At 63.9% G+C, this 23476-nt stretch carries 14 protein-coding genes, 1 pseudogene and 1 CRISPR repeat array; of the genes and pseudogenes, 7 read left to right on the plus strand and 8 right to left on the minus strand.

Annotated features, from left to right (window positions below):
* The 4 genes and pseudogenes from K2Z83_RS03110 to K2Z83_RS03125 all read right to left on the minus strand — a co-directional run.
* On the minus strand, nucleotides 1–944 hold a 944-nt coding region (locus tag K2Z83_RS03110), incomplete at its 3' end, for a phosphotransacetylase family protein (protein WP_220593774.1).
* A gap of 119 nt (nucleotides 945–1063) precedes the next feature.
* A pseudogene (locus tag K2Z83_RS03115) lies at nucleotides 1064–3032 on the minus strand (acetate--CoA ligase family protein).
* Between the two features lie 115 nt (nucleotides 3033–3147).
* Complete coding sequence (locus tag K2Z83_RS03120; RefSeq protein WP_220593716.1) at nucleotides 3148–4515, minus strand: MATE family efflux transporter; 1368 nt, start codon at nucleotides 4513–4515, stop codon at nucleotides 3148–3150.
* Between the two features lie 35 nt (nucleotides 4516–4550).
* Nucleotides 4551–5543 (minus strand): MBL fold metallo-hydrolase, encoded by a 993-nt coding sequence (locus tag K2Z83_RS03125; RefSeq protein WP_220593717.1) that lies wholly within the window; start codon nucleotides 5541–5543, stop codon nucleotides 4551–4553.
* A 159-nt stretch (nucleotides 5544–5702) separates the two neighbouring features.
* On the opposite strand from K2Z83_RS03125, the gene K2Z83_RS03130 reads away from it, so the two are divergent.
* Entirely contained in the window at nucleotides 5703–6119 is a 417-nt protein-coding gene (locus K2Z83_RS03130; RefSeq protein ID WP_220593718.1) for a UvrD-helicase domain-containing protein, read from the plus strand.
* Between the two features lie 244 nt (nucleotides 6120–6363).
* Here K2Z83_RS03130 and K2Z83_RS03135 read toward each other — a convergent pair whose 3' ends face one another.
* The 4 genes from K2Z83_RS03135 to K2Z83_RS03145 form a co-directional block, all read right to left on the minus strand.
* Nucleotides 6364–7332 carry an ISAzo13 family transposase gene (locus K2Z83_RS03135; RefSeq protein ID WP_255603187.1) on the minus strand — a complete coding sequence of 323 codons (969 nt, stop codon included), beginning with the start codon at nucleotides 7330–7332 and terminating at the stop codon, nucleotides 6364–6366.
* Complete coding sequence (locus tag K2Z83_RS28660; RefSeq protein WP_255603188.1) at nucleotides 7329–7667, minus strand: hypothetical protein; 339 nt, start codon at nucleotides 7665–7667, stop codon at nucleotides 7329–7331. Before K2Z83_RS28660 ends, K2Z83_RS03135 begins: the two co-directional genes overlap by 4 nt.
* A 611-nt stretch (nucleotides 7668–8278) precedes the next feature.
* Nucleotides 8279–8677: direct repeats of the CRISPR family, unit length 37 nt; unit sequence CTTCCACTTGCCACAGCTCAATGTTGACCACTGCAAC.
* 270 nt (nucleotides 8678–8947) lie between these two features.
* Complete coding sequence (locus K2Z83_RS03140) at nucleotides 8948–11791, minus strand: hypothetical protein (RefSeq protein ID WP_220593719.1); 2844 nt, start codon at nucleotides 11789–11791, stop codon at nucleotides 8948–8950.
* A gap of 50 nt (nucleotides 11792–11841) precedes the next feature.
* Nucleotides 11842–13536: an RRXRR domain-containing protein gene (locus tag K2Z83_RS03145; RefSeq protein WP_370650029.1), complete on the minus strand. Its 1695-nt coding sequence runs from the start codon at nucleotides 13534–13536 to the stop codon at nucleotides 11842–11844.
* A 50-nt stretch (nucleotides 13537–13586) separates the two neighbouring features.
* On the opposite strand from K2Z83_RS03145, the gene K2Z83_RS03155 reads away from it, so the two are divergent.
* The 6 genes from K2Z83_RS03155 to brxC all read left to right on the plus strand — a co-directional run.
* Nucleotides 13587–14057 carry a helix-turn-helix transcriptional regulator gene (locus K2Z83_RS03155; RefSeq protein ID WP_220593720.1) on the plus strand — a complete coding sequence of 157 codons (471 nt, stop codon included), beginning with the start codon at nucleotides 13587–13589 and terminating at the stop codon, nucleotides 14055–14057.
* 600 nt (nucleotides 14058–14657) lie between these two features.
* Nucleotides 14658–14891 (plus strand): helix-turn-helix domain-containing protein, encoded by a 234-nt coding sequence (locus tag K2Z83_RS03160; RefSeq protein ID WP_220593721.1) that lies wholly within the window; start codon nucleotides 14658–14660, stop codon nucleotides 14889–14891.
* Nucleotides 14888–15679, plus strand: a complete 792-nt coding sequence (locus tag K2Z83_RS03165) for a BrxA family protein (RefSeq protein WP_220593722.1) — start codon at nucleotides 14888–14890, stop codon at nucleotides 15677–15679. Before K2Z83_RS03160 ends, K2Z83_RS03165 begins: the two co-directional genes overlap by 4 nt.
* Nucleotides 15654–16235: a BREX protein BrxB domain-containing protein gene (locus K2Z83_RS03170; RefSeq protein ID WP_220593723.1), complete on the plus strand. Its 582-nt coding sequence runs from the start codon at nucleotides 15654–15656 to the stop codon at nucleotides 16233–16235. The genes K2Z83_RS03165 and K2Z83_RS03170 overlap by 26 nt, the downstream gene beginning before the upstream one ends.
* Nucleotides 16228–20091: a BREX-1 system adenine-specific DNA-methyltransferase PglX gene (gene pglX / locus K2Z83_RS03175; protein ID WP_220593724.1), complete on the plus strand. Its 3864-nt coding sequence runs from the start codon at nucleotides 16228–16230 to the stop codon at nucleotides 20089–20091. The genes K2Z83_RS03170 and pglX overlap by 8 nt, the downstream gene beginning before the upstream one ends.
* Before the next feature lie 82 nt (nucleotides 20092–20173).
* A partial coding sequence (brxC, locus tag K2Z83_RS03180; RefSeq protein ID WP_220593725.1) for a BREX system P-loop protein BrxC occupies nucleotides 20174–23476 on the plus strand: 3303 nt, incomplete at its 3' end.

Genomic DNA, 23476 nt, shown 5'->3' on the forward strand with positions numbered 1-23476 from the left:
CGGTCCACCGTGACCAGCGTGTCGTCGGGGACGATAATGATCGGCACCTGGCGCTCCTCGGCGCGGTCGAGCACCTGGTAGGCCGGGCGGATGTTGCCGGTGAGCACCAGGGCGTTCGTGCTCGTCTCAAGGGCAGCCAGCTGGAGATCGCTGCGGTCGCCGCCGGTGATCACCGCCTTGTTCGGGCGGCGGCGGAAGAACGAGAGGCTGGCCTCGGCACCCATGGCCCCGATCATGAGCGAGTCGACCGTCTTGTCGCACCACTCGCGCTTGCCGATCAGCTGGCCGCCGAGGTGCTCGATCAGCTCCTCGACACTGATCCCGGCCAGGGTGTTGTCGCGCGGGAGCAGCCCGAAGACCGGGATGCCGCGCGACTCGAGGAAGGGCACCACCCGGCTCTGCACAAAGTCGCGCTGCGGGTCCTCGACCTGGTTGAGCAGCACGCCGATCAGCCGGTCGCCCACATAGCGCTGCACCGAGAGGATCGTATCCACGGCCAGGGTCGAGGCGTAGCGGCTGACCAGGATGCCCGGCGCCTGGAGCAGGTCCGTCACCTGGTCGGCGCTCAGGTCCACCAGGGCGCCCTCGGCCCAGGTGTTGGTGCCCTCCAGCACCATCGCGTCTTTCTCGCGCGAGACGGCCAGGTAGGCGTCGCGCAGAGCCTTGGTAAAATTCTGCGGCTGGCCGCGCATGATCGACTCGATCACGCCGGGGGTGAGCAGCACCGGGGCGATCTGCTCAAGCGGCGCGGCGAGGCTGAGCGTCTCGCGGATAAAGGCCGCATCCTCATCGAGCACCCGGTCGCCGGTGTGCGTCACCGAGACGCTGACCGGCTTCATATAGCCGACGTTAAACCCATCGCGCTGCATGCGGCGCAGCAGGCCGATGCAGACCGCGCTCTTGCCGACGAAGGTCTCAGTTGAAGCGACATAGAGCGTAGCCATCGCTGCCTCCATTGTAGTGCTGAGTGTTGAGTGTTGAGTGTTGAGATTCGGGCGTTAGCATTGTCTGCTGCCGTCGCTTCCGACCTCAGCACTCAGCACTCAACACTCAACACTCAACACTACTTCAGAATAATCCGCGCGTCCAGCACGATCGCGCCCTCGCCCTGATTGTGCACCACGAGGGGGTTGATGTCCATCTCGACGATCTCGGGGAAGTCGGTGACTAGTTGGCTGACCCGCAGCACGGTCTCCTCGATCATGGCGATATCGGCGGGCGGCTCGCCGCGCACGCCGCGCAGCAGCGGGTAGGTGCGGATCGAGCGTAGCTGCTCGCTCACCTCGCGCTCGCTGATCGGGGCGAGGCGGAAGGCGATATCCTTGAGCACCTCGACGTAGATGCCGCCCATACCCACGGCCACCAGCGGGCCGAACTGCGGGTCGCGGGTGACGCCGACCAGCATCTCGCGGCCCTTGCGCACCATCTCCTGCACCAGCACGCCCCAGATGCGCGCGCCGGGGCTGTACTTGCGGGCGCGGTACTCGATCAGCTCGTAGGTGTCGCGGGCGCTGGCGGCGTCGGCGACACCTACCTTGACGCCGCCGATATCGCTCTTGTGGAGGATATCGGGGCTGCTGATCTTCATCACCACCGGGAAGCCGATCTCGGCGGCGATCTTAGCGGCCTCGTCAGGCGAGCTGGCCAGGCGGCTCTGCGGCAGGCGCATGCCGTAGGCCTCGATCACCTCGCGGGCCTCGATCTCGCCCAGCTCGACCCGGCCCGCCTCACGGACGCTGGCGAAGAGCGCGCGCACGCGGTCCTTGTCCACCTCGAAGCTGCGGTAGTTGGGCGGGGGGCGCTGACGCCACTCGCTGTAGCGCACCATCGAGGAGAGCGACTGCACGGCGCGCTCGGGGAAGGTGTAGTTGGGGATGCGGTTGGCACCGAGCATCTCGACGGACGGGCCGAGGCTGTAGCCGCCCATGAAGCTCGTCACCACCGGCTTGCCATACAGCTGCGCGAGCTGGATGATCACCTGGCAGGTCTCGATCAGGTCGCTCTGGGCCTGCGGGGTGAGCAGGACGATCGCCGCGTCGACGTTCGGGTCCTCCAGGGCCGCCTCCAGCCCGACCCGATAGCGGTCGCTGCGGGCGTCGCCGATGATGTCGATCGGGTTGAAGAAGTTGGCGGTGGGCGGCAGCTTCTCCTGGAGCTTGGCGACCGTCTCCTGGGTGAAGCTGGCCATCTTCAGTCCGCTGCGCTCGACGGCGTCGGTGGCGATGATGCCGGGGCCGCCGGCGTTGGTGACGATCGCGACCCGGTTGCCCTGGATGAGCGGCTGGTAGGAGAAGAGCAGGGCCAGGTCGAACAGCTCGTTCATCGTGCGGGCGCGCAGGATGCCGCTCTGCTGGAAGGCCGCCTCGTAGGCGGCCTCGGAGCCGGCGAGCGAGCCGGTGTGCGAGGATGCGGCCCGCGTGCCGGCGGCGGTGGTGCCGCTCTTGATCGCGATCACCGGCGTGTTCTTCGTCACCTTGCGGGCGGCGGTGATGAAGCCCGGCCCGTCGTTGATCCCCTCTAGGTAGGCCAGGATCACCTTGCTGCATCGCGCCCGACTGCGACATGAAGGCGATCTCGCCGTCCTCGGGCATCAGGGCGGCGAACGAGGCGTTCAGGTTGCTGATCGTATCGATGATCCCCAGGCAGTTCGGGCCAAGCATGCGCATCCCGTACTCGCGCACCTTCGCCAGCAGCTGGCGCTCCAGCTCCTTGCCCTCGCCGCCGACCTCCTTGAACCCGGCGGTGATCACCACCAGGCCCTTCACGCCCTTCTTGCCGCACTCGTCCACCACGCCCAGCACGTGCTGCGGCGGGATGACGATCACCGCCATGTCGGGCACCTCGGGCAGGTCGCAGACTCTCGGGTAGGCCTTCATGTCGAGCACCGTCGCGGCGCTCGGGTGGATGGGGTAGATATGCCCCGCGTAGCCGTTGATGATAATATTCTTGAGCACCACGTGCCCGAGTCGGTGTTCGTCTGGCGATGCGCCGATTACGGCGACTGATTTGGGTGAGAAGATCGCTTCGAGCATACGCTCCTCCTTGCTCGTTCGTCGGCTATCATACCCCAACGCACGGGAACCGGCAACAGCGCCCCGTCGCCGCTCGGCGGGGGGTGGGGGTGGCGAAGCCACACATAAGGACTTTTTAGCGCGCGCCGCCGGCCGCGCCCAGCGGGGCGCGGCCGATCCCCGGCCAGATCCGCAGCGCGCCCAGCGTGGCGCGGGTGCTCGTCCAGAGCGCGGTGACGAGCCAGATCCAGGCCAGCGAGTCGCCCGGCAGGCGCAGCGCCAGGGCCAGGGCGGGCAGCGCCACCGCGCTGGCGACGACCATGCCGTTCCGCAGGTAGCGGTAGTCGCCGGTGCCCCAGTGGACGCCGTCGGTGGCGAAGGCCAGCGCGTTGAGCGGCTGGACGAGGGCCGCGATCATCCAGGCCAGCCCGAAGGCGGCCCCGGCGGCCTCCGGCACCAGCAGGGCGACCACCACGTCGCGGCCGAGCAGCATCAGTACGCCGAGGATGATCCCTACCCCGACGCTCCAGGCGCAGACGAGGGCGGCCACGCGGCGGGCGGGCGCGACCTGACCGGCGCCGAGGAAGTATCCGACCAGGCTCTGCCCGGTGATCGCGAAGGCGTCGAGGAAGAGCGCCGTGAAGATCCAGACCTGGCGGATGGCCTGGTGGGCCGCCCCGGCCTCGGCGCCCATCAGGGTGGCGGCGCGGGTGGTGAGCACCAGGAAGCCGGTGAGCAGGCCCGTGCGGATGAAGAGGTCGCCGCCGACGCGCAGCAGCCGGCCGGCCTCGGCCAGGGGCGGCATCTGGGCCGGGCGCCCGACCCGGCGCAGGGCGGCGGCCACGGCCCACGCCGCGCCGGCCCACTGGCTGAGCGAGCTGGCCAGGGCGGCGCCGCCCACGCCCAGGGCGGGCACGGGGCCGGCCCCGAAGACCAGCAGCGCGTCGAGCAGCACGTTGAGCAGGTTGACCCCCACGGCCACCAGCAGCGGCGCGCGCATGTCCTGGGCGCCGCGCAGCGCGCCGAAGGCGGCCAGGGTGACGAGGATGGCCGGGGCGCCGAGTGCGCGCAGGCTGATGTAGGCCGTCGCGTCGGCCAGCAGCGGGCCATCGGCGCCCATGGCGGCGGCGATCCAGGGGGCCGCCGGGATGGCCAGGGCGGCCAGGGCCAGCCCTATCGTCGCGCTGAGCACGAGGGCCAGGCCGAGGGCGGCGCTGGCCCGCTCCGGCTCGCCGGCGCCCAGCCGCCCGGCCACCTCGGTCTGGGTGCCGATCTGCAAGAAGTTGAAGATCCAGAAGATGCTGCTCAGCGCGATCGTGCCGGCGCCCATGGCGGCCAGCGGCGCGACGCCGAGGCGGGCCACGAATGCCGTGTCGACCAGGCCGGTGAGCGGCTCGGCGACCATCGAGATCAGCACCGGGGCGGCGAGGGCGAGCAGGGTGGCGTTGGGAGATCGCAGGAAGGGGTGCTCCGGCGCTGCCGGAGCGGGCGCGGCCACAGACATATGCGCTCTTTCTGTGCTGAGATGTGGGGATACGATCACGCGGCGCGGTACCGGGTCATCGCCCCGGTGTCAGAGGCCGCCAGCGCGCCCCGCTGCTCAAGGTACTCGACCCGCGCTGCGACCGCCTGCAGGGCGAGCAGGAGCTGGGATGGGTGGCGCATCTCCGGGTAGATCTGCGCCGCCAGATCGAGGATCGTGCGCGGCGCGCGGCAGGCCTCATGGATCTGCGCCAGCCGGCCCATGTGCGACTCGCGGATGGCGTCGATCCGGGCGTAGATATCGCCTATCGGCGCCTCGTGCCCGGCCAGCCCGAGCCGGATCCCGGGCTCTGCGGCGACGCGGTCGAGCGAGGCCAGGTAGAGGCCCAGGCCGTTGTGCGGCTCCAGGTGCGCCGGCGTCAGCCGGGGGTTCGTCGTGGCCAGCAGGTGGTCGGCGCAGAAGAGCACGTCGCCCATGCGCAGACAGACCATGCCCGCGCAGTGGCCCGGCGTGTGGATCACCGCGAAGCGCCCGTCGAGCAGGTCGCCGTCGTCGATGAGCGTGGCGACCTCGCCGCCGGGCGCGATCTGGCCCACCGCGCCGAAGAGCCGCCCGAGCTGTCCGATCTGCCCCTCCGCCACGCCGGTCCAGCGCAGGAAGCTGGCCGTCGCCTCCAGATGCGCGGCCATAAAGGCCGCGTGGTCGCGGACGGCCGCCAGGTCGAGGCGGTGCGCGGCCGCCGGGGCGGCGCTGCGGGCGCGCACGTGGCCCAGCCCGCCGCAGTGGTCGATATGGCCGTGGGTGATGATGATCCGGCTGAGCATCTCCCAGGAGACCTGCTCGCCGTACTGGTCGCGGATCGCGGCCATGCCGGAATCCAGGTCGGTATTGCTCTCGGCCACGCCGCTGCCGGTGTCGATCAGGGCGGCGTAGCCGCCATCTATCACCACATAGGTGTGGGCGCTCATGCTGGGGAAGGCCCGCACGGGGATCTGGTAGATCCGCGCGCCGCCCGCCCCCGCGAAGCGCTGGATGGCTCCGTCGGTCATCGAGGTGCTCCTGTACTCCTGCGCGCATGTGCTGCGCTACCGCCCATGATACTCCCGCCTGATACACTCCGCGTCCGCCCGGGCTGGGGCGTAACCTCTCCGCCCACGCTATCGGTGAACCTATAGTAGGATAGGACATCCGTACATAGGGGGACACCAATGATCCAGCTCACCGACCAGCAGCGTCAGATCGTCGACCACGGGCGCGGCCCGGCCCTGGTGTTCGCCGTCGCCGGCGCCGGCAAGACGACGGCGATGGTGCATCGGGTCGAGCGCCTGGTGCGCGAGGGCGTCTTCGCCCCGGGGCGCATCCTGGTCAGCTCTTTCAACAAGGCCGCCGTGGAGGATATCGGCCGGGCCATGGAGCCGTGGCCGCGCTGCGCCGCGGTGGCCCGCCACACCCTGCACGCGCTGGGCTATAAGATCGTGCGCGACGCCGCGCGGGGCGGCTGGATGCCCCGGCTGGCCGAGGGCGCCCTGAAGACCGGCGGCGAGGAGCGCCAGATCCTCTGGGCGGCCCGCGACCTGGCCCGCAGGCGTGGCCTGGTGGCCGCCGATGAGTATCAGACCCCATAAATCAGCGCACTCGGCGAACAGGAAATTAGTGCACTCTGAAGATCTCGTCCTGATGCGCTAAAACACCCCCTGCTTAGCAGCAAGGACTCGCGATCTGCACGGTATTCCTAAGGCATTTTGACGACGGTGTAGGCACGTTACACGGTTTCTACAATTCGCTTCAGAAAGCCAAAAAAAGCCTCTCCTCCTCAGAATTACGCTTGGCAATTTTGGCAACCTTCGTCATTTCCCAGGTGATTAGGGTTCATAAAGAAATTACTTCCCTCACCCCCTCGGCGGATGGTGTTGGGCGGGGACGGATCGTGTAGTTCCATTGGGGGCAGATCGTATGCGGCTCGATGTTCAGCGTGGCCATTTCTGCCGTCGTGACACGGACGCCGGTGGCGTAGGTGGTAGGCACCAGATGGGCGCGCACGGCCAAGCCGGTCTGGGTTGTGGTCGTGGCGATGTAGTGCGCGACCAGTGCAAAGGAGCGCAGGGGGCATCCCGCCCAGGTCTTGCTGATTTCGCTAAACAGCCGATGCTCAATCGGGTTCCACTTCGATGCGCCCGTGGGGTAGTGGCAGACCGTGACGGTCAAGCCCAGGCCGTCCGCCACTTGCCGTTGGAGTTGCTGCTTGAAGACGCGGGAGCGCGCCGCATTGCTGCCGCCACTATCGGCTTCGATCCGCAGGTGCGTGGCCTGCGGATAGCGTTCTCGCAGCTCGGTGCGACACCAGTGGGCCAGATTATCCACCGCAAAGCTGGGCGTGTCGGCCGAACAGCCGACGTACACCGTGCCCCGATTGGCGCTCAGGTCGTAGATCCCATAGGGCACGGCGCGCCCGACCGCATCCTGAGGAAAGTCATGGGCATCGACCTGCTCCGGGCTCTGGCACCAGATCTGCCCGCCGTTCTTGAAATTGCCCACCAGCTCTTTCTTTTTCGTATCCACGCTGATCACGGGCTGCCCCTGGGCCTGATGCGCCGCCCGTTGGCTGCGGATGTAGGCGAACTGCTGGTCGCGCTCGGGATGGGGCGCACCGGTCACGCACTTGCGGTTGGCGCGCAAGCGATAGTCATGGGCGCGCAAGATGCGGCTGATCACTGGCTGGCTCACGCGATGGCCGCGTTGCGCCAACGCCTGGCGAATGTCCACCAGCCGACAGTTCAGCCATTTCTGCGAACCCATCGGGTCACCGGCGGTGTGGGGAGCAACCAGCGCCAGAATCATGGCTTCCAGTTCCGGATCTTTTTTTCGGCGGCTGGTGCGCCCGCCCCCGCGCGGCGCTGGCGGCCGCTGGGAACATCGACCAATCCCGTTTCGACTTCTCGCCGTCCTTGCCGGATCGTCTTGGGATCGAGGCCGGTAATGCGGGCCAGTTGCCGCACGCCGGGACTCTCCGGCGCTGCGGCGAGCGTCCCAACGTACCAGCGGCGCTGCGGCTCGCTTAAGCGACTGAGCAGCAGATTGATCCGCTCATGGTGCTGCTGGATGACGCTATCATCGCCCGCTTGGCAGGCATCACACGCACAGAGGTGCACCTGCGCAGGATCTGGTGGGAGCATCGACAACCTCACGCTCGTCAACGATTGGCCCGCAGTCTACCACGGAGTGAGGGAAGTTATTCTTTTATGAACCCTTAGTCAGCTCAGTGGGCTTTGCCTTACTCGCCCCATCTGAGAGGCACAAAAATAGCCCCACCGTGCCGGTGGGGCTGTGCATTGCCTATCTGGATGGTCGCTCTTTACTCGAGTCGGGTGATCAGATCAACAGAGTCTCCGCTCGCATCTACGTACTCGCCAATGCGTGACCTTGCCACAGCCTACTGTTGACCACTGCAACCGAGCAGGATCTGCTGAACTATATCGGCGTCTGCAACTTCCACTTGCCACAGCCGAATGTTGACCACTGCAATACTGAATTTCATGGCTTTCCTAAAGCCATGAACATAGCTAGAACTGCATATTTTCCTCGCAACTCGATTCCTGCTCAAAAACAGGCCTATCGTTGCGAAGTTATGGCCTACACCGCGCCGCCCGCAAATAGCATGGGACTTGTGGCGTATATACGCTCACCAACCCTGTACGATGGTGTCGCACCCTGCGGGGAAGTATTCGTAGGGAAGCAATGGCATTCTTTGCGTTATCACCACCTTTCCGCACATGATCACACTGCTCTGCCACTTGCCACAGCCCAATGTTGACCACTGCAACCACCGAGGACGCCCCGGTGACCGTGTACGAGCCACTTCCACTTGCCACAGCTCAATGTTGACCACTGCAACAGATAACCAGGTCGTGGTGGCGACCGCATGGAAAGACTTCCACTTGCCACAGCTCAATGTTGACCACTGCAACTCAGCGCGTCGAGGGCCAGGGAGCCGCCCTGGAAGTCTTCCACTTGCCACAGCTCAATGTTGACCACTGCAACGCCCCGACCGGCACCGGGTACGCGCGCAGGGCGCACTTCCACTTGCCACAGCTCAATGTTGACCACTGCAACGTGTCAGCGCCGCGTAGATGTTCTCATACACGTTGTCTTCCACTTGCCACAGCTCAATGTTGACCACTGCAACCCTGAATTTCATGGCTTTGGAAAGCCATGAAAATAGCCAAGATCGCACATTTTTCTCGCAACTCGGTTTTGCTCAAAATCAACCTAAGGAGTTGCGAAAATTGTGGCCTACACCGCGCCGCCCGCCGATGGCATGGGCCTTGTGGCGTATATGCGCTCACCAACCCTGTACAATGGTGTCGCACCCTGCGGGGAAGTACTCGCAGGTTTTCTCCCCAACCTTTTCCCTGCTCGCCCAACCAGATCCGCCATTACGTCTTGTACGTGCTACTCAGCTACCAGAGATATTTGTCGTTCGTGAACCCTCCCTCTTAACCTTACGTTCGGCATCGCGCTTCATCGCAGCCTCGTGGAATTGCACCAATCGTCTCAGGGTAAGCCGCGCCACCACCGTCGCCTGGTTATGCGCTGGCGCCCGTTGATGATGACACCCATCGCAGATAAACCAGGGCTCACTGGATCTCCATGCCAACCCGCACGCCATACACACGAGCCGCCGGTGATCATCGTGCTGGTTGATCAGATGTGGCGAGGCACAGCTGGGACATGTGCTCGTCACACGATGCACGATCGTCTTTGAGACAGAATGAAGCTTTGTGCCACAGGTACCGCAGGAGCGTGACGGAACACCGCGTATTTCGAGGGGCTTCAGCAGGCCGGCGAGTAGCGCCGCAGACGCTAACTCGCTGATGATGGTGCGCGATGGCCGACGGAAGCGTCGTTGGTTTTGCGCCCGCGAGAGGCTTGGCTGCTCCTTTGCGTCCGATGTATCCTCGATACCTATGTGAGCATTGTGCTTGACGGCCAAGGCCACCATCGCCTTCCGTACCTCGTAGACGTAGTTTCGTGGATACCATTCATGAGCCTTAGGCTGGACATGTGATGGGATCATGAGATCGCCGGTTTCGATCACCGCTCCATCGGTGCCTGAAACTGCATAGGAATACCCCTCTTCGTGTTCATGGAAGCCGATAACGCGTTCCGGTAGCTGTGCCTCCGGCACGGGGCGGGGGAGCGGTATCTTGACGAAGAACTCATACTTGCCCTGCTGGTTGCGTGTGCAGGTAATTTGCGCGAAGCCTAACGCGCCTTTTGACGGAAGGCATTGCTCCAGCGGCCATTGATGTCCCTCTTGCTGCTCGTACAGCCTACGTTGCACAGCCAAACGCTCTTCGATCACCTTGCGTAACAACTGGTCGCTGTGCGGCTGAGGTGCGCTATCACTCCCCCATCCACATTCCAGTGGGAAGATCATGAGCGAGATATCGTCGCCGACCGGCGGCACAAATCGTGTCGCAGGGTAGTCTACATAGTAGAAATCCTCGGTGAGCTGAGGCACGAAGCGCCGCCGGTTGTAGGGAGCCGAGAGCGCAGCGGGGGCATGGATAACCACCGCGAGCACGTATTCATAGGTTGGGCCACGTTCACGAGCCTCTTGGATCTTCATCTGCCGCTGCGACTGAGGAAGATAACGGTACCGCCGATCAAGCTCAGCGTCCGAAGGGTCATATTTCCGGTACAAAAGCGTAAAGGCGGGCTTGATCCCGCTATCATCGCTGCCTTTCACCGGCGGTCGCATGGAGCGATAGAAGACGAGCGGCTGTAAGCGAGGCTCACGCAGCGCACGAGCATGATGCTCTATCTCGTATTTGTGCGTCGTTTCAACCGCTTCGAGATCCTCGGCACAGAAATCAGCACTATCCTTCCTCCCCCTTGGAAACGGATCCCGACACCATTCAAGGTGACTCGCAAGTTGCCGGTAATGCTGTGCCTGTTCCTCCGCGTTGAGGACAGGGGTGATCTCTGGGTATTTCAGCCCCCGCCCGCTGAAAAACAGCTCAGCAGATTCCTTGAGCGCCGGGAATTCATCAACGTATTGCAGATTCTCGAATTGCTCATCACGTAGCCGTATCAATGCCTGCGGCTCCAGAGCAGACAGTCGCACCCGTGGTTGGTGGCTATCAAAGGTATGTTGTGCGAAACGACTCGCCCGTGGAGCACGCTCGGAGCTGACCTTTGTTTTCCAAGGATGCCGGGCATGTTGAGCGCGTCGCAGCTCATCGGGCGTGTAGCGTTCAGGGTTAAGGTGTACTTCAATATGAACCAGTGTCTCCTCAATCGCTTCACGGGTCGTCATACGCGTCTGAAGCCAGCGCACACCCCGAGGTCCGACCTGTTCAAAGGTCATGCCTTCGTCAGGGCCAAATGGAATAACCGTCTTCGCAGCGCGCTTGTAAGGCTCCATTGCAACTAGCCAGGATGCGTAGACATCTTCCGGTGTTCGGGTATCGAGAGCTTCAGCTTTTAGCCCATCCTCATCCGCGAGATCATCGTCATCAAGATCTGCCGGGTTTGCCCCAATCAGGCGATTGTACCAACCCAGCAGGTCGCGGGCGCTTTCTCGGCAAGCCCCGGCAAAAAGCGCTGGGCAGATTGGATACTTCTCGCGGAGATACAGCACTCGGATTGGTGGAGTGGACAGGGGATCAAGAGGCTCGGCACCCGCTAAGGTCTGCAGCGTCACCATAGCTGCAAACTCGCTTAGGTACTCCTTGCTGGCTGGCCAGAGTGCGCGCAAGAACTTCAAGGCTTTTTCTTTTTTCTTGGCATAGTGCTCCTTCAAGCGTTCAGTGGCTGCCAGATCGAGCAGTGCAACGACCGTAGCAAGGGTCTTCAGATGTTCCTCGCTCGCCAGCCAGAGCGAGAGAAAGGGCTGCTCGCGAAGTAACAGCCGATATAGCTTCCGTCTGGGCGGCCGAAAGCACGACCCGATGATCTCACCGAGGATCTGTGTTCGATTTGATGTGCTCCCTTCAGCGCGTAGCCGATGCATCTGGTGGATGCACACGATGGCATAGTAGGGGCCAAGCAGACTCAGGATCTCTGAGCGGAGATTTGTGCCCTGTGTGTGCGCCCACAGCATCTCATCCACCTTGCCCCAGGAAGGCCGGTGGAATTTCATCTGGATGGTGCGCCGCACCTCACGCGGCCTGTGGGCAGCAAAGTAGGCCCAGGCACTCTGAGTCTGCGGCAGAGCGGGCAGCTGGAGGTAATCCGTGTTTGGGTTCGCAACAGCCACCGCCTTCTGGACAGGCTTTCGATTACGTGTATGCACCGCATCACCTCATGAGTTTGCAATAGGCTGCTCTATGATATGACCCACTATCACCCGCCACCTTTGCGAGTAGCGAGGCTGATAAACACCACCCTATCGGTACCTAGCACACGGAGCCCGCGCCGTGGGCTCACAACAACCGCACTCCAGACGACAGCCTCACGCGTGGCAGATACGACCGTGCGTAAGGAGAGTCGCCCGCTCGTATGAATCGCTGAGACAACCCCGATCACCGCTACGCCAGCGCGGGTCGCAGCGCAGAGCATCCCGGGTTCGATCAGCAGTCCTCCATCCACGTGCCGCTCCGCACCTTCCAATGGCACGACCTGAAGAGATGTGCGCCTACCCCCACGATGGAGCCACAGACCACGGTTAACTCGAACCTTTCGCTTGAATGCCTGACCGACCCGCACCTGATCTGCACGCGACGGCGCGTCCAGCGGGTAGTTCCGTGAGCTGAAGCGCTGCTTACGCGGGCGCGGCACGGGGTAGGCGATGACCGGCGCTAATGCTGAATGGCTGGCCGCGCCCGTGGCAAGAGCAGCGTCAATGACGCCCTGCGACAGAGCGCCTTGCTCAACAACTTTCGGGCCGACGAGCACCATCTCAGAATCGCGAAGCACGCTGCGCAGGGCGCGCAGCGTGCCGTCAATGTAGGGTCGTAGCCGGCCTCGATGCTGGCTACGCAAACTATGGTAAAGCAGCAACTGCATCCCAGCCTCTTCGGGCGTCTGAGAGCCCTTCCGCTGGTTGCAGTCCTGACAGGCCAAGGCGAGATTCTCCCAGGCTTCGGTGCCACCACGGCTTACTGGCAGAAGGTGTTCAACCTCGATTGCCGCCTCAGTGGTCTGGCAGAACGCACAGATGGGGGTTAGCTTGCCCAAACTGTCACGGACACCATAGGCTAAGATAAGCTGCTCACGCCGCTCCGCCGGTGTCAGCGGGCGGTGATCGTGGTGGGTGCCACCCAGGCTATCGACGAAGAGCACGTGACTGATAGGGATAAGCCGCTGAAGCACCATGAGCGTCCGCTGGAGCGCCTGAGCACGCCATTTGAGTAGCGGGGTGGCACTCATGCTTCTATGGGCTATCTTTGCTCGCCGTGACTGCCGCTGAAGCAGTGCTGAACCCCAGGTTGAGCGGGCCAGGCTGGGGCGTCGCAGCTTGAAGGGTCGGCCATGGCGGGCGAGCGCGTGATAGCGCTGGCCTGCATGACGCCGGCGACGGTGGCCGGCGCGGCGACGGAGGCGGCGCGACAAATCGGTGCGCAGGTCGATGATGATGTGGAGAAGAGGCTGGAGCGTCTGCTGACCCTCGGCGACCAGGAAGAGTTCGGCGGTGCGCAGGTGAAGTCGCAACGCGGCCACAACGGGTCGCAGAGTAGGCTGCTCCACCTGCCGCGAGAGCTGAATGACCGTGAACGCCGAATGGGCAAGGCGCTGGGCCTTGCCCTCACGTAGGAGCTTGCGTGCGTAGGCGGCTGACATCGGCATCAACGGCGTGCCCTCGGCATCTACGACAAAGACCGGGCCAGACATGGGCGCTCCTTGGGCTGCAAGGGCGGTCTGGCCTCGGAAAGAGGCGTGCTCTCCGCAAGGGAGGTAGGGCTGTGCGTTGAGAGGGAAGGAAGATGCTACAATGAGCAACGCGAACTGAGGCGAGGAGAACCTTCCATCCGCGGACTGGGGAGTCGACCGAATGGAAGGTCTCCACCTCTTCCTGCCGCATGTAACCGGCGCAAACATTATACGGCGCGCATATCTGCGCTGTCAAGCGACTCCCCATGCGGGAGTCTATGGGCTGGAGCTTTGGCCAGAAGTTACGCTACCTGCGCACAGGCAGCCAATTAACCCAAGCGGAGCTTGCCCAACGCCTGCAGCTCGCGTCTCATGCACACGTCAGTAATCTAGAGACGCGTCGCTTTACGCCATCACTCGACGTGATCCTTGCCGTCGCCGATGTCTTTGCGGTGCGGGTGGAGTACCTAATACGTGAGGAGCTGCCGCTGCAAGCTGCTGCGGAGCCAGTGTATCAGCGCACAGTGAGCGAAGCCGTGGAAGCGTCGGCCTTTGGACCAAACCTATCCCGCCTGCGAGGTCAGGCTGGGCTCACCCAGGCGCAACTCGCGGAGCAGCTTGGTCTGGCATCCCACGCCCACGTCAGCTTCTTGGAAAGCGGTCAGAAGCAGCCCTCTGTCGATCTCGTCTTGCGGGTCGCGGATCGCTTCGCTGTGACGGTCGATCAACTCCTCAGCGCCTCGGCCTAGCGTTTCCTCACCCCGTCAGCTTCTGCACGCACTGGCCATCAATTAGGCCTTGGCAAGATGCTGAGAAGGCCCCGGAAGGGGCCGGCTCTCCTGGCGGAGGTATGAGTCGCGTCTAGGACATGATTACGCGCCGCGTGTGCGAAGCGCTGTCAGCCACCGTTGCCGGTGGTTTTTCCTTGCCCCAGTGCTGAGGCCGAGTGTCCTTGCAGCTTCGCTTGGCCGGTTCGCGGCTGACGCCGACACCGCGCCTGGCTTTCCTGAGCGTCTGCGCAATCGGAGCGCACGGGCGTGGTGCGCTGGTCCGGGTGGCCTGGCGGCGGTCTGCCGTCGCGCCACAGAGACGGGCTGGCCGTGGTCTTAGCGCGGAGTATAGGGGCGCGGGCAGGCGGTGTCAATTCTGTGCGATGTGGCTGCTGCACATTCCTCCAGCCCGTCTCTCCGGTTACAGAATCGCTCTACCTGCCTCCTCGCATGTGACCATCACTCCGCTGCATATTGCATAATCGCCACTTGACCGCAGGTATAGGTGTGGTATATCTTGTACTAGATTACCCTGCTTTTCCACTTGGCCAGGCGGGAGGTCGGATCATGGATTCTGCGATGACTGTGCGCCAGGTCGCGATATACCTTAACGTCGCACCGAAGGTGGTCTATCGCCTGGTGAATGGCGGTCGGCTGCCGGGCTTTAAGGTGGCCGGCACCTGGCGTTTCATGCGGCAGGATATTGATACCTGGATCGAGCAGCAGAAGCAGCGGGTCACGGCTTCGGTCGGGCTTGCTGGGGATGTGTCACGCGTGGGGCATTCACTTGCGACTGAGGCGAAAGACGCATGACGCCCACCGTTGACGCTACCTATAGCAGCAAGATCATTAAGGCCGGCGCGCTGCTCTCCGATACGAAGACGCTGCTGGCCTACTGGGATGTCGGCGCCTCTGTCGCGGAGAACCTCGACCGCTTCCGGCGCGAGAATCTCTTTGGCAAGGCTTCGCGCTCGCGGGTCGAGGATATTCTGCTGATCTTCCGGCAGCGCTACCTCGACGACCCGGACATCCTGGCGGCCCTGGTGGCCCTGGCGGCGGCGCCGATGCCCGCCGAGTCCTTCGACCGCATCCTCTACTACCTGGCCCTGCGCAGCGATGCGCTGCTGCACGATGTCGTCGTCGATCTGCTCGCGCCCACCTATGAGCGCGGCCAGCAGGAGCTGTTGATCTCCGATGTGGCGCGCTGGCTCCAGCAGCAGGTGGCCGCCGGCCACACCGAGCGCCCCTGGGGCGCTGGCACGGTCGAGCGGGTCGCCCGGGGGCTTATGGCCACCCTGCGCGACTTCGGCATGCTCCAGGGTGTCATCCACAAGCGCATTACGCCGCCCTTCATCCCCACTGGGGCGTTCTGCTTTATCGCCCTGCTGCGCTCCCGCGAGCTTCAGGCTGGCGAGCGGCTGCTGCGCGACCCTGAGTGGCGCGTCCTGCTTATGTCCGATCTGGCCGTCGAGCGCTCCTTTGTCACGGCCCACCAGGAACACCGGCTGGAGTTCTACGCCGCCGGTCGCGTCGTCCGCATTGCGTTCCCCACTCAGTCCCTGGAGGAGTATGCCCGTGTCCTCTCTCAAGGAGCATATTGAGCAGCTCGAAAACGACCTCTCGGCATCGCCGATGCGGATCAGCGTTTTCCGTGATCTGCCCTTCGCCATCCTCCGCTACGACCCCGCCGAGGAGTGGAAGCTGCGCCACGAGGCGCGTCTGCTGGCCACCCGTCTCGCTGAGTCGGGCCGTGAGGTGGTGATGATCTCCCTGGCGGATCTGCTCTGGGAGGCGCTGGAGGAGTGCGAGGGCGTCGATACGATCGTCCGTATGGAGCAGCGCAGCGGCTTCGCCGCCGCCCAGGCCCAGATCACGAAGTATCTCTCCGACCCGGTCTGGGCGCCGCTGCCTGACCTGCTCGCCAGTAAGCTCGCGCCCCTCGACCCGCGCCGCCACGTGGTCTTCCTCACCCGCGTCGCCGCGATGGCCCCGCACATCTACTTCATGTCGATGCTGCTCGACCAGATGAAGGGCCGGACTGAGGTGACGTCGATCCTGCTCTACCCCGGCGCCCGCGAGGGCGAGAACCAGCTGCGCTTCATGAACCTGCCCAGCCGCGATGCCCTCGGCACCTATCGGGTGAAAATCTATGGATGACGCACTTCGCTCCCAGCTCCACGACCTCGCCCTGAGTGCGCGCCACCTGCTCACCGACGAGACCCGCAGCGTGATCTCGGCTGTCTATGGCCTCTCGTCCGATGGGCGCTTTGAGCCGGTCACGAAGCTGCCCGCGGTGCAGGCGATCGCCGAGGCCGCTGAGACGCGCCGCCGCATGGAGCGATTCATCCGCGATGAGGCCGCCGCCGGGCGCAAGGGCGCTGAGGCGGTTGAGCGCCTGGTGCGCGAGACGGCTTTTACCCACCTGAACCGGCTGGTGGCCTTTAAGCTGCTTGAGGCCCGCAAGCTCATCCGTGGCACGCTCGATAAGTTCCACGCATCCAACGACTTCCTCTTCTATGTCAGCGACCATCCCGAGGACAACGCCCACTACGAAGCTGGCGATATGCCCAAAGACACGATGGAGGAGGGGCCGCGCGACATCGCCTACCGCCACTTTCTGCTCTGGCAGGCTGCCCAGCTTGCCCGCGAGGTGCCGGTGCTCTTTGACCCGGCCAATCTGCCCAGTCGGCTCTTTCCCCGCCCGCGTGCCCTGCGTGCGCTGCTCGATATGCTCAACGCGCCCGAGCTGCGCCAGGCGTGGGCCGCCGGGAATGAGGAGACGATTGGCTGGGTCTACCAGTACTTTAACGAGGAGGAGAAGGACGCGGTCTTTGTGCGGCTGAATAAGAATAAGTCGAAGCAGAAGATCCGCCGCGAGGATCTGCCCGCTGCGACCCAGCTCTTCACGCCGCGCTGGATTGTGCGCTTCCTGGTTGAGAATACCCTCGGCCGCCACTGGATGCAGATGCACCCTGATAGCCTCCTGGGCGCGGGGCTGGAGTACCTGGTGCCGCTGGCTGGCGAGATCCCCGCCGCGCCGCTCAAGCCGGTGCGCGAGCTGACTCTGCTCGATCCGGCTTGCGGGACCATGCACTTCGGACTACAGGCGTTCGATCTCTTCGCCGCGATGTACCGTGAGGAGATCGAACACGCAGGCCAGCCCGGCTGGCCTGCGCGGCCATCGGTCGAGAAGGCCGACGACATCCCCGCCGCGATCCTTGCCAATAACCTATTCGGCATTGACATCGACCTGCGCGCGGTACAGCTCGCCGCACTCAGCCTCTATGTGCGCGCCAAGGCGCTGAGCCCGAAGAGCAGCGTGACGCCGCGTAATCTGGTCTGCGCCGATGTCACGGTGCTCAATGGCAACCGCCTGGGCGCGTTTGTCGATGCCCTGGGCCATACCAAGCCCGCGGTGGAGTCGGCCATCCGGGCACTCTGGCCACGGCTGAAGCAGGCCGGTGAGCTGGGCTCGCTGCTGCGCCTAGAAGACGATATGCGCTCGCTCTTCGTCACCAGTCGCTCTCGCAAGGCGGAGAAGGGCATGCTTAGCCTGCCCGGTTATGAGGACGTAGACGTAGGGCAATTCCGCACAACCGATCTCGATGCGGCGGTGCGCGCTGCCCTCAACACCTTCGCCCGCCAGGAGGCCGAGCGCGGCGACGACGCCACCACCTTTGTCGCGGGGGCCGATCAGGGTCTCAAGCTCCTCGATCTGCTGTCCCGTCGCTACGATGTGGTGGTGGCCAACCCGCCGTATATGAGCTCAGGCAATATGCCTCCTTCTAGCGCGGAATTTCTAAAAAAGTCATACCCGGAAGGAAAAGGTGATCTCTACGCCGCCTTTATACAGCGCTGCATTGAGGTGCTCTCCCCAGGAGGTCGGGTAGGAATGATTACCCAACAATCATTCATGTTTATCCCATCTTATGAGAAGCTACGCGAGAAGTTATATGGCAGCGTGGCGCTCGAGACGATGGCTCATGTCGGCCCGCGAGCCTTTGCCGAGATTAGTGGTGAGAAAGTAAACACGACGTTGTTTAGCTTGAGGCGCGAAGGCAGCGATACCCGCCGCCAAGACAGCATCGGCACCTACTTTCGCCTTGTGCGGGAACCCAATGCTGAGATGAAGCGCATCTCGTTTGAGCAAGCACTTCAGAAGCTCTCACAAAAAGAGCTGAGTCAATCGATTTTATTCCTATACCGACAAGGAGATTTTCATATTATCCCTGGGAGTCCTTGGGTCTATCGGCTCAATGAAACTATCAAGACGCTATTTAGTACATTGCACCTCTTGAGCTCTATCGCCCAACCACAACAAGGATTAGCAACCGCTGACAATTTTCGCTTCATCCGCTACTGGTGGGAGATAGGAACGAAGCGAATTGGCTTTGGCATGCCTGACCGTCCAACTGCAAAATCCAGTGGAAAAATGTGGTTTAGCTACATGAAGGAGGGTGGCACATATCGTTGGTGGCGCAGCCAAGAGGCCGTTTTGAATTGGCATAACGACGGCGAGGAATTGAAAAATTATATTTGCGAGCGATATCCTTACTTGAATAATAAATGGGAGTGGGTTTTGAAAAATGCAAACTCATATTTTCAACCCGGAATCACCTACTCTGCTGTCAGTTCAAAGGGTTTCTTCGTGCGATACATGCCTTTAGGTTATCCTTTCGACAGCGCGAGTGATTGTGTCTTTCTAAAAAATCCACCCGATACGCTAAGCCTGAGTGGCGTATTGAACTCGTCGTTAGTGACCTATATCATCCGTCTGGCAAACGAGACTATTAATGTCTACACTTCCGATCTAGAACGCATTCCAATTCCTGAGAATTTTGGTCAGGGACTCCAAAGCCTTGTCGAGCGGGCTATAGCTCTGGCGAAGGAAGACAGCGCCGAGAGCGAGACGACCTACGACTTCTTGGCGCCGCCGGCGTGGCCCACGGGCGGCGCTGACGTGGCCGCGCGCCACGCTGATCTCGCCGCTCTCGAGCGTGAGATCGACGAGGAAGTCTACCGGCTCTACGGCATCTCAGGCGAAGATCGAGCGGCGATTGAGGCCGAGCTTGCCGACAAGACGACGCTTGCCGACACTGACGAGAATGCTGATGCCGCGCCAGCCGATGAGGATGTGAGCGCCGACGAGCCCGCGCTGACTCGCGAAGCCCTGGCGCGTCAATGGCTCTCCTACGCCCTCGGCGTGGCCCTTGGGCGCTTCAAGCCCGGCGTGGCGGGCACAATCGGCTGTGGGCGCTTCGCCCCCGAGCTTGCCGCGCAGCTACGCGCCCTGGCCGATGAGGACGGGCTCGGCCTGATCGAGCCGGGGCACCCTGACGACCTCGGCATGCGCATTGAGCGTGCCCTGGAGCTCATGGTCGGCGAGGATGCGGCCAGCCAGCTCATCAGCGCGGCGACGGGCGGCAAGCCCCTCTCGGCCTATCTGATCAGCGACTTCTACAAGAAGCACACGCGCCAGTACCGTAACCGACCGGTCTACTGGTTGCTCCAGTCGCCACGGCGCAGCTTCAGCATCCTGCTCTTTCACGAGCGGCTCACCGGCGACAGCCTGCCGCTCATCCTCGGCAACCGCTACCTCCAGGGCCGGGTCAACGCCCTGCGCGGGAGGCTCGACGAGATCCAGGCCCAGGTCTCCGCAGCAGCGCCCGGCCGGGCCCGCAAGGCCGCCGAGCGCGAGCGCGACGAGGCCGCCGACCTGCTCACCGACGCCGAGGAGCTGACCCGCCTGGTGCGCGCCGTGATCGAGCAGACCAACGAGCGCGGCGAAGTGGTCGGCTGGAGGCCCACGATTGACGACGGCGTGCTGATCAACATGGCGCCGCTGTACACGCTCATGCCCGCCTGGGCCGCCGAGCCGAAGAAGTGCTGGCAGGCCATCGAGCGCGGCGACTACGACTGGTCGCACACGGCGATACGCTACTGGCCCGACCGGGTGCTGGCGAAGTGCCGCACCAACAAGTCCTACGCGATTGCTCACGGGGTAGACGGTTAAACCACAGAGGCACAGAGACACAGAGGCCGAACCTTTTTGATCTCATCTCTGTGCCTCTGTGGTGAAGAATCAGGATACAACGATGCAGATACACGCCCTTCTTGAGCGCGACCTGAGCCGTAAGATCGAGGAGATCATCCAGGTTGACCAGGCCGATGAGGCGTCGGTCTACGAGGAGATCACCGAGTACGTCGTCACCGACCGCATCCGCGACCAATACGTCGATCTGCTGGGCGCAATCGCCCGTGGGCCGTCGGACCTCGACGAGAGCGTGGGCGTCTGGATCTCGGGCTTCTTCGGCTCCGGTAAGTCGTCATTCGCCAAGATCCTGGGCTACGTCATGGCCAACCGCAGCGTTCGCGGCGAGCAGGCGGCCGAGCTGTTCAAGGCCCAGGTGCAGAGTCAAGACCCCGGTGGGCGTATCGCCGCCCTGGTCGACTCGATCACCCACCGGATGCCCTACCGGGTGGTGCTCTTCGATGTGCAGAAGGATCGCGGCCAGTCGGGCCAGGGCAACCTGAGCATCTCGCCCTACATGTACCGGGTGCTCCTACGTGAGCTGGGCTACGCCGACGACTTCGACATCGCCGAGCTAGAGATTGGCCTAGAGGCCGAGGGCCGGCTTGAGGAGTTCATGCGGCGCTTCGACGCGGAGTATGCCACTGGCAACGCGAAGAATGGCTGGCTCGGCCGCGGCCGCTCCGGCGCCGAGGTCTGGAACCGCATCGGCGTCATCTTGCATCAGATGGACCCGCGCACCTACCCGACGCCCGAGTCATTCGCCCACGGCCTCGCCGAGAAGCGCATCGAGGTCACGCCGCGCCTGCTGGTCGAGCGCTGCTTCGAACTGATGAGCCGGCCCGGGCGGGGCGACGGCAAGGCTCTGGCCTTTGTGATCGACGAGGTCGGTGCCTACGTCTCCTTCAGCCAGGATCGCCTGGAGGATCTGCGCGCGGTGGTCGAGCTGTTCGGCAAGGAGAGCAAGAACCGGATCAAGGCCGGCCAGCTCGCCGCGCCGACCTGGGTGATCGTCACCGCCCAGGAGCGGCTTGAGGAAGTGACCTCGGCACTCGGCGACGACAAGCGCGTGCTGCTCGCCAAGGTGCAGGATCGTTTCCAGCACCGCGTCGATCTCTCCCCCGCCGACATCCGCGAGGTGGCCACCCGCCGCGTGCTGGCGAAGAACGATGATGGCGTGCAAGCCCTGGGGCGGCTCTTCGCTGAGAATCAAGGTCGGCTCAATGTCGCCTGCCAGCTTGAGCGCACCAACCGCTGGTCGGAGCTGAGCGAGGCCGAGTTCGTCCGATTCTACCCCTACCTGCCCCACTATATCGAGCTCTCGATCGACATCATGTCCGGCCTGCGGCTCCAGGGTTCAACCCTGCGCCAGCTCAGCGGCAGCAACCGCACGATCATCAGCCAGGTCTACCAGATGCTGGTCAACCCGCGCACCAACTATGCCGAGCGCCCCGTCGGCGCGCTGGTGACTCTGGACAACCTCTACGAGCTGATCGAGGGACTGCTTGGCTCAAGCCGGCGCAAAGACATCGACGACATCGCCGAGCGATTCAAGGGCATCCCCGAGGATAAGGGCTGGGCGGCACGGGTGGGCAAGGTGATCGCCCTGACCGAGCATGTCGCCAGCCTGCCGCGCACGGCGGCCAACATCGCCGCCCTGCTCGTCGATGAGGTGGGCCGCGCCGCACCGCTGGCGGAGGTCGATGCCGCGATCACCCGGCTGATCGGCGAAGACTTCGTCCGCGAGAGCGAGCGGGGCTACAAGCTCCAGACCGCGCAGGAGAAGACCTGGGCCGAGGAGCGGCGGCGCTACCTAGAGCCGCGCCCGCGCGAGCGCAGAGACATCCAGCGCGAGATCCTGGCGTCGATCTTCAACGAAGCGGCGCTCAAGACCTACAACTACCGTGGACTACGCACCTTCCGGGTCGGCGTCACCATCGACGGGGTGCGGTCCAACGACGACGCCCAGGTGCCCTTGAGCCTGGTGATCGCCGACGATGAGAGCGCGCTCGCTGGTCGCCTGGACGACGTGCGGGTCGCGAGCCGCGACCCCGAGCGATATAACGAGATCTCCTGGGTCTTCGCCCTCAACAGCGAGATTGACGAGCTCGTGGCCCAAGTTCACGCCGCGCGCCAGATGGTGGCGAAGTACGGCGCGCTCAAGGCCCAGCAGAAAATTACGGGGGAAGAAGGCGCAAACCTAGAGAGCGAGCGGACGAGCGAGAGCAGCCTCAAGAGCCGCCTGCACGCCAAGCTCACCGAGGCGCTGACTGGCGGCTCCGGCATCTTCCGCGGCAATCCCTCCGATGGCTCCGAGCTTGGCCGAACGCCGGCCGAGATCTTCAAGCGACTCTTCGACAAGTGCGTGCCCGACCTCTACCCAAAGCTGGAGATGGGCGCCCGCCCGCTCAAAGGCACGGAGGCCGAGGATGTGCTGAAAGCCGCCAACCTCAACGCGCTCACCCAGGTCTTCTACAGCGGCGAGGGCGGCCTCGGCCTGATCGTGCAAGAGGGCCAGAAGTTTGTGCCCTCGACCAGCGCCGAGATTGCCAAGGAGGTGCTCGACTACCTGCGCCGCGAGCATAGCTACGGCAACCGCGTGACGGGCAAGGGCCTCGGCGAGCACTTCCAGGGCATCGGCTACGGCTGGGACATCGACGTGATCCGTCTAGTGCTGGCGGTGCTGCTGCGCGCCGGCGCGATCGAGGTGACGCACCAGGCCCGCCGCTTCCGCAACCACCAGGACCCGCAGAGCCGCGCGCCGTTCACCAATCTGACCGCGTTCAAGGCCGCCGGCTTCGCCCCGCGCGACTCGATTGACCTCAAGACGCTGATCGCCGCCGTGCGCAACTACGAGGAGCTGACTGGCGACGAGGTCGATGTTGAGGAGGGCGCGATCGCGGCGGCATTCAAGAAGCTGGCCGCCGACGAGATGGCCGCCCTGCTGCCGACCGTCGCCGAGGCGCGGGCGAACCGCGCCCCAGGCCAGACAGCCCTGGAGGAGTACCGCGACCTGCTGACCGGCGTGCAGGCGGCCGCCTCCGACGACGGTGTGCGCATGCTCGCCGGCGAGGGCCGCACCTTTAAGGAGCTGCGCGACCGTGTGCGCAGCATGCGCGACGCGCTCAAGCCGGCCCAGCTCGACCTGCTGCGCCGCGCACGTGTGGCGGTAGACGCGCTCTGGCCGGAGCTGCGCGAGCGTCTGATCGACCCCGAGCAACTGCGCGATCTCACCGACAGCGCCGACCAGCTGCGTGGCCTGGTGGCCGCCGATGAGTTCTACTTACACCTCGATCAGATCGGCGGGCTGACCGACCAGCTCGTAGCGGCGTACAGGCAGATCTACCTGGAGCGTCACAAAACGCGT

Source organism: Oscillochloris sp. ZM17-4 (assembly GCF_019599295.1).
Taxonomy (GTDB): Bacteria; Chloroflexota; Chloroflexia; order Chloroflexales; family Chloroflexaceae; genus Oscillochloris.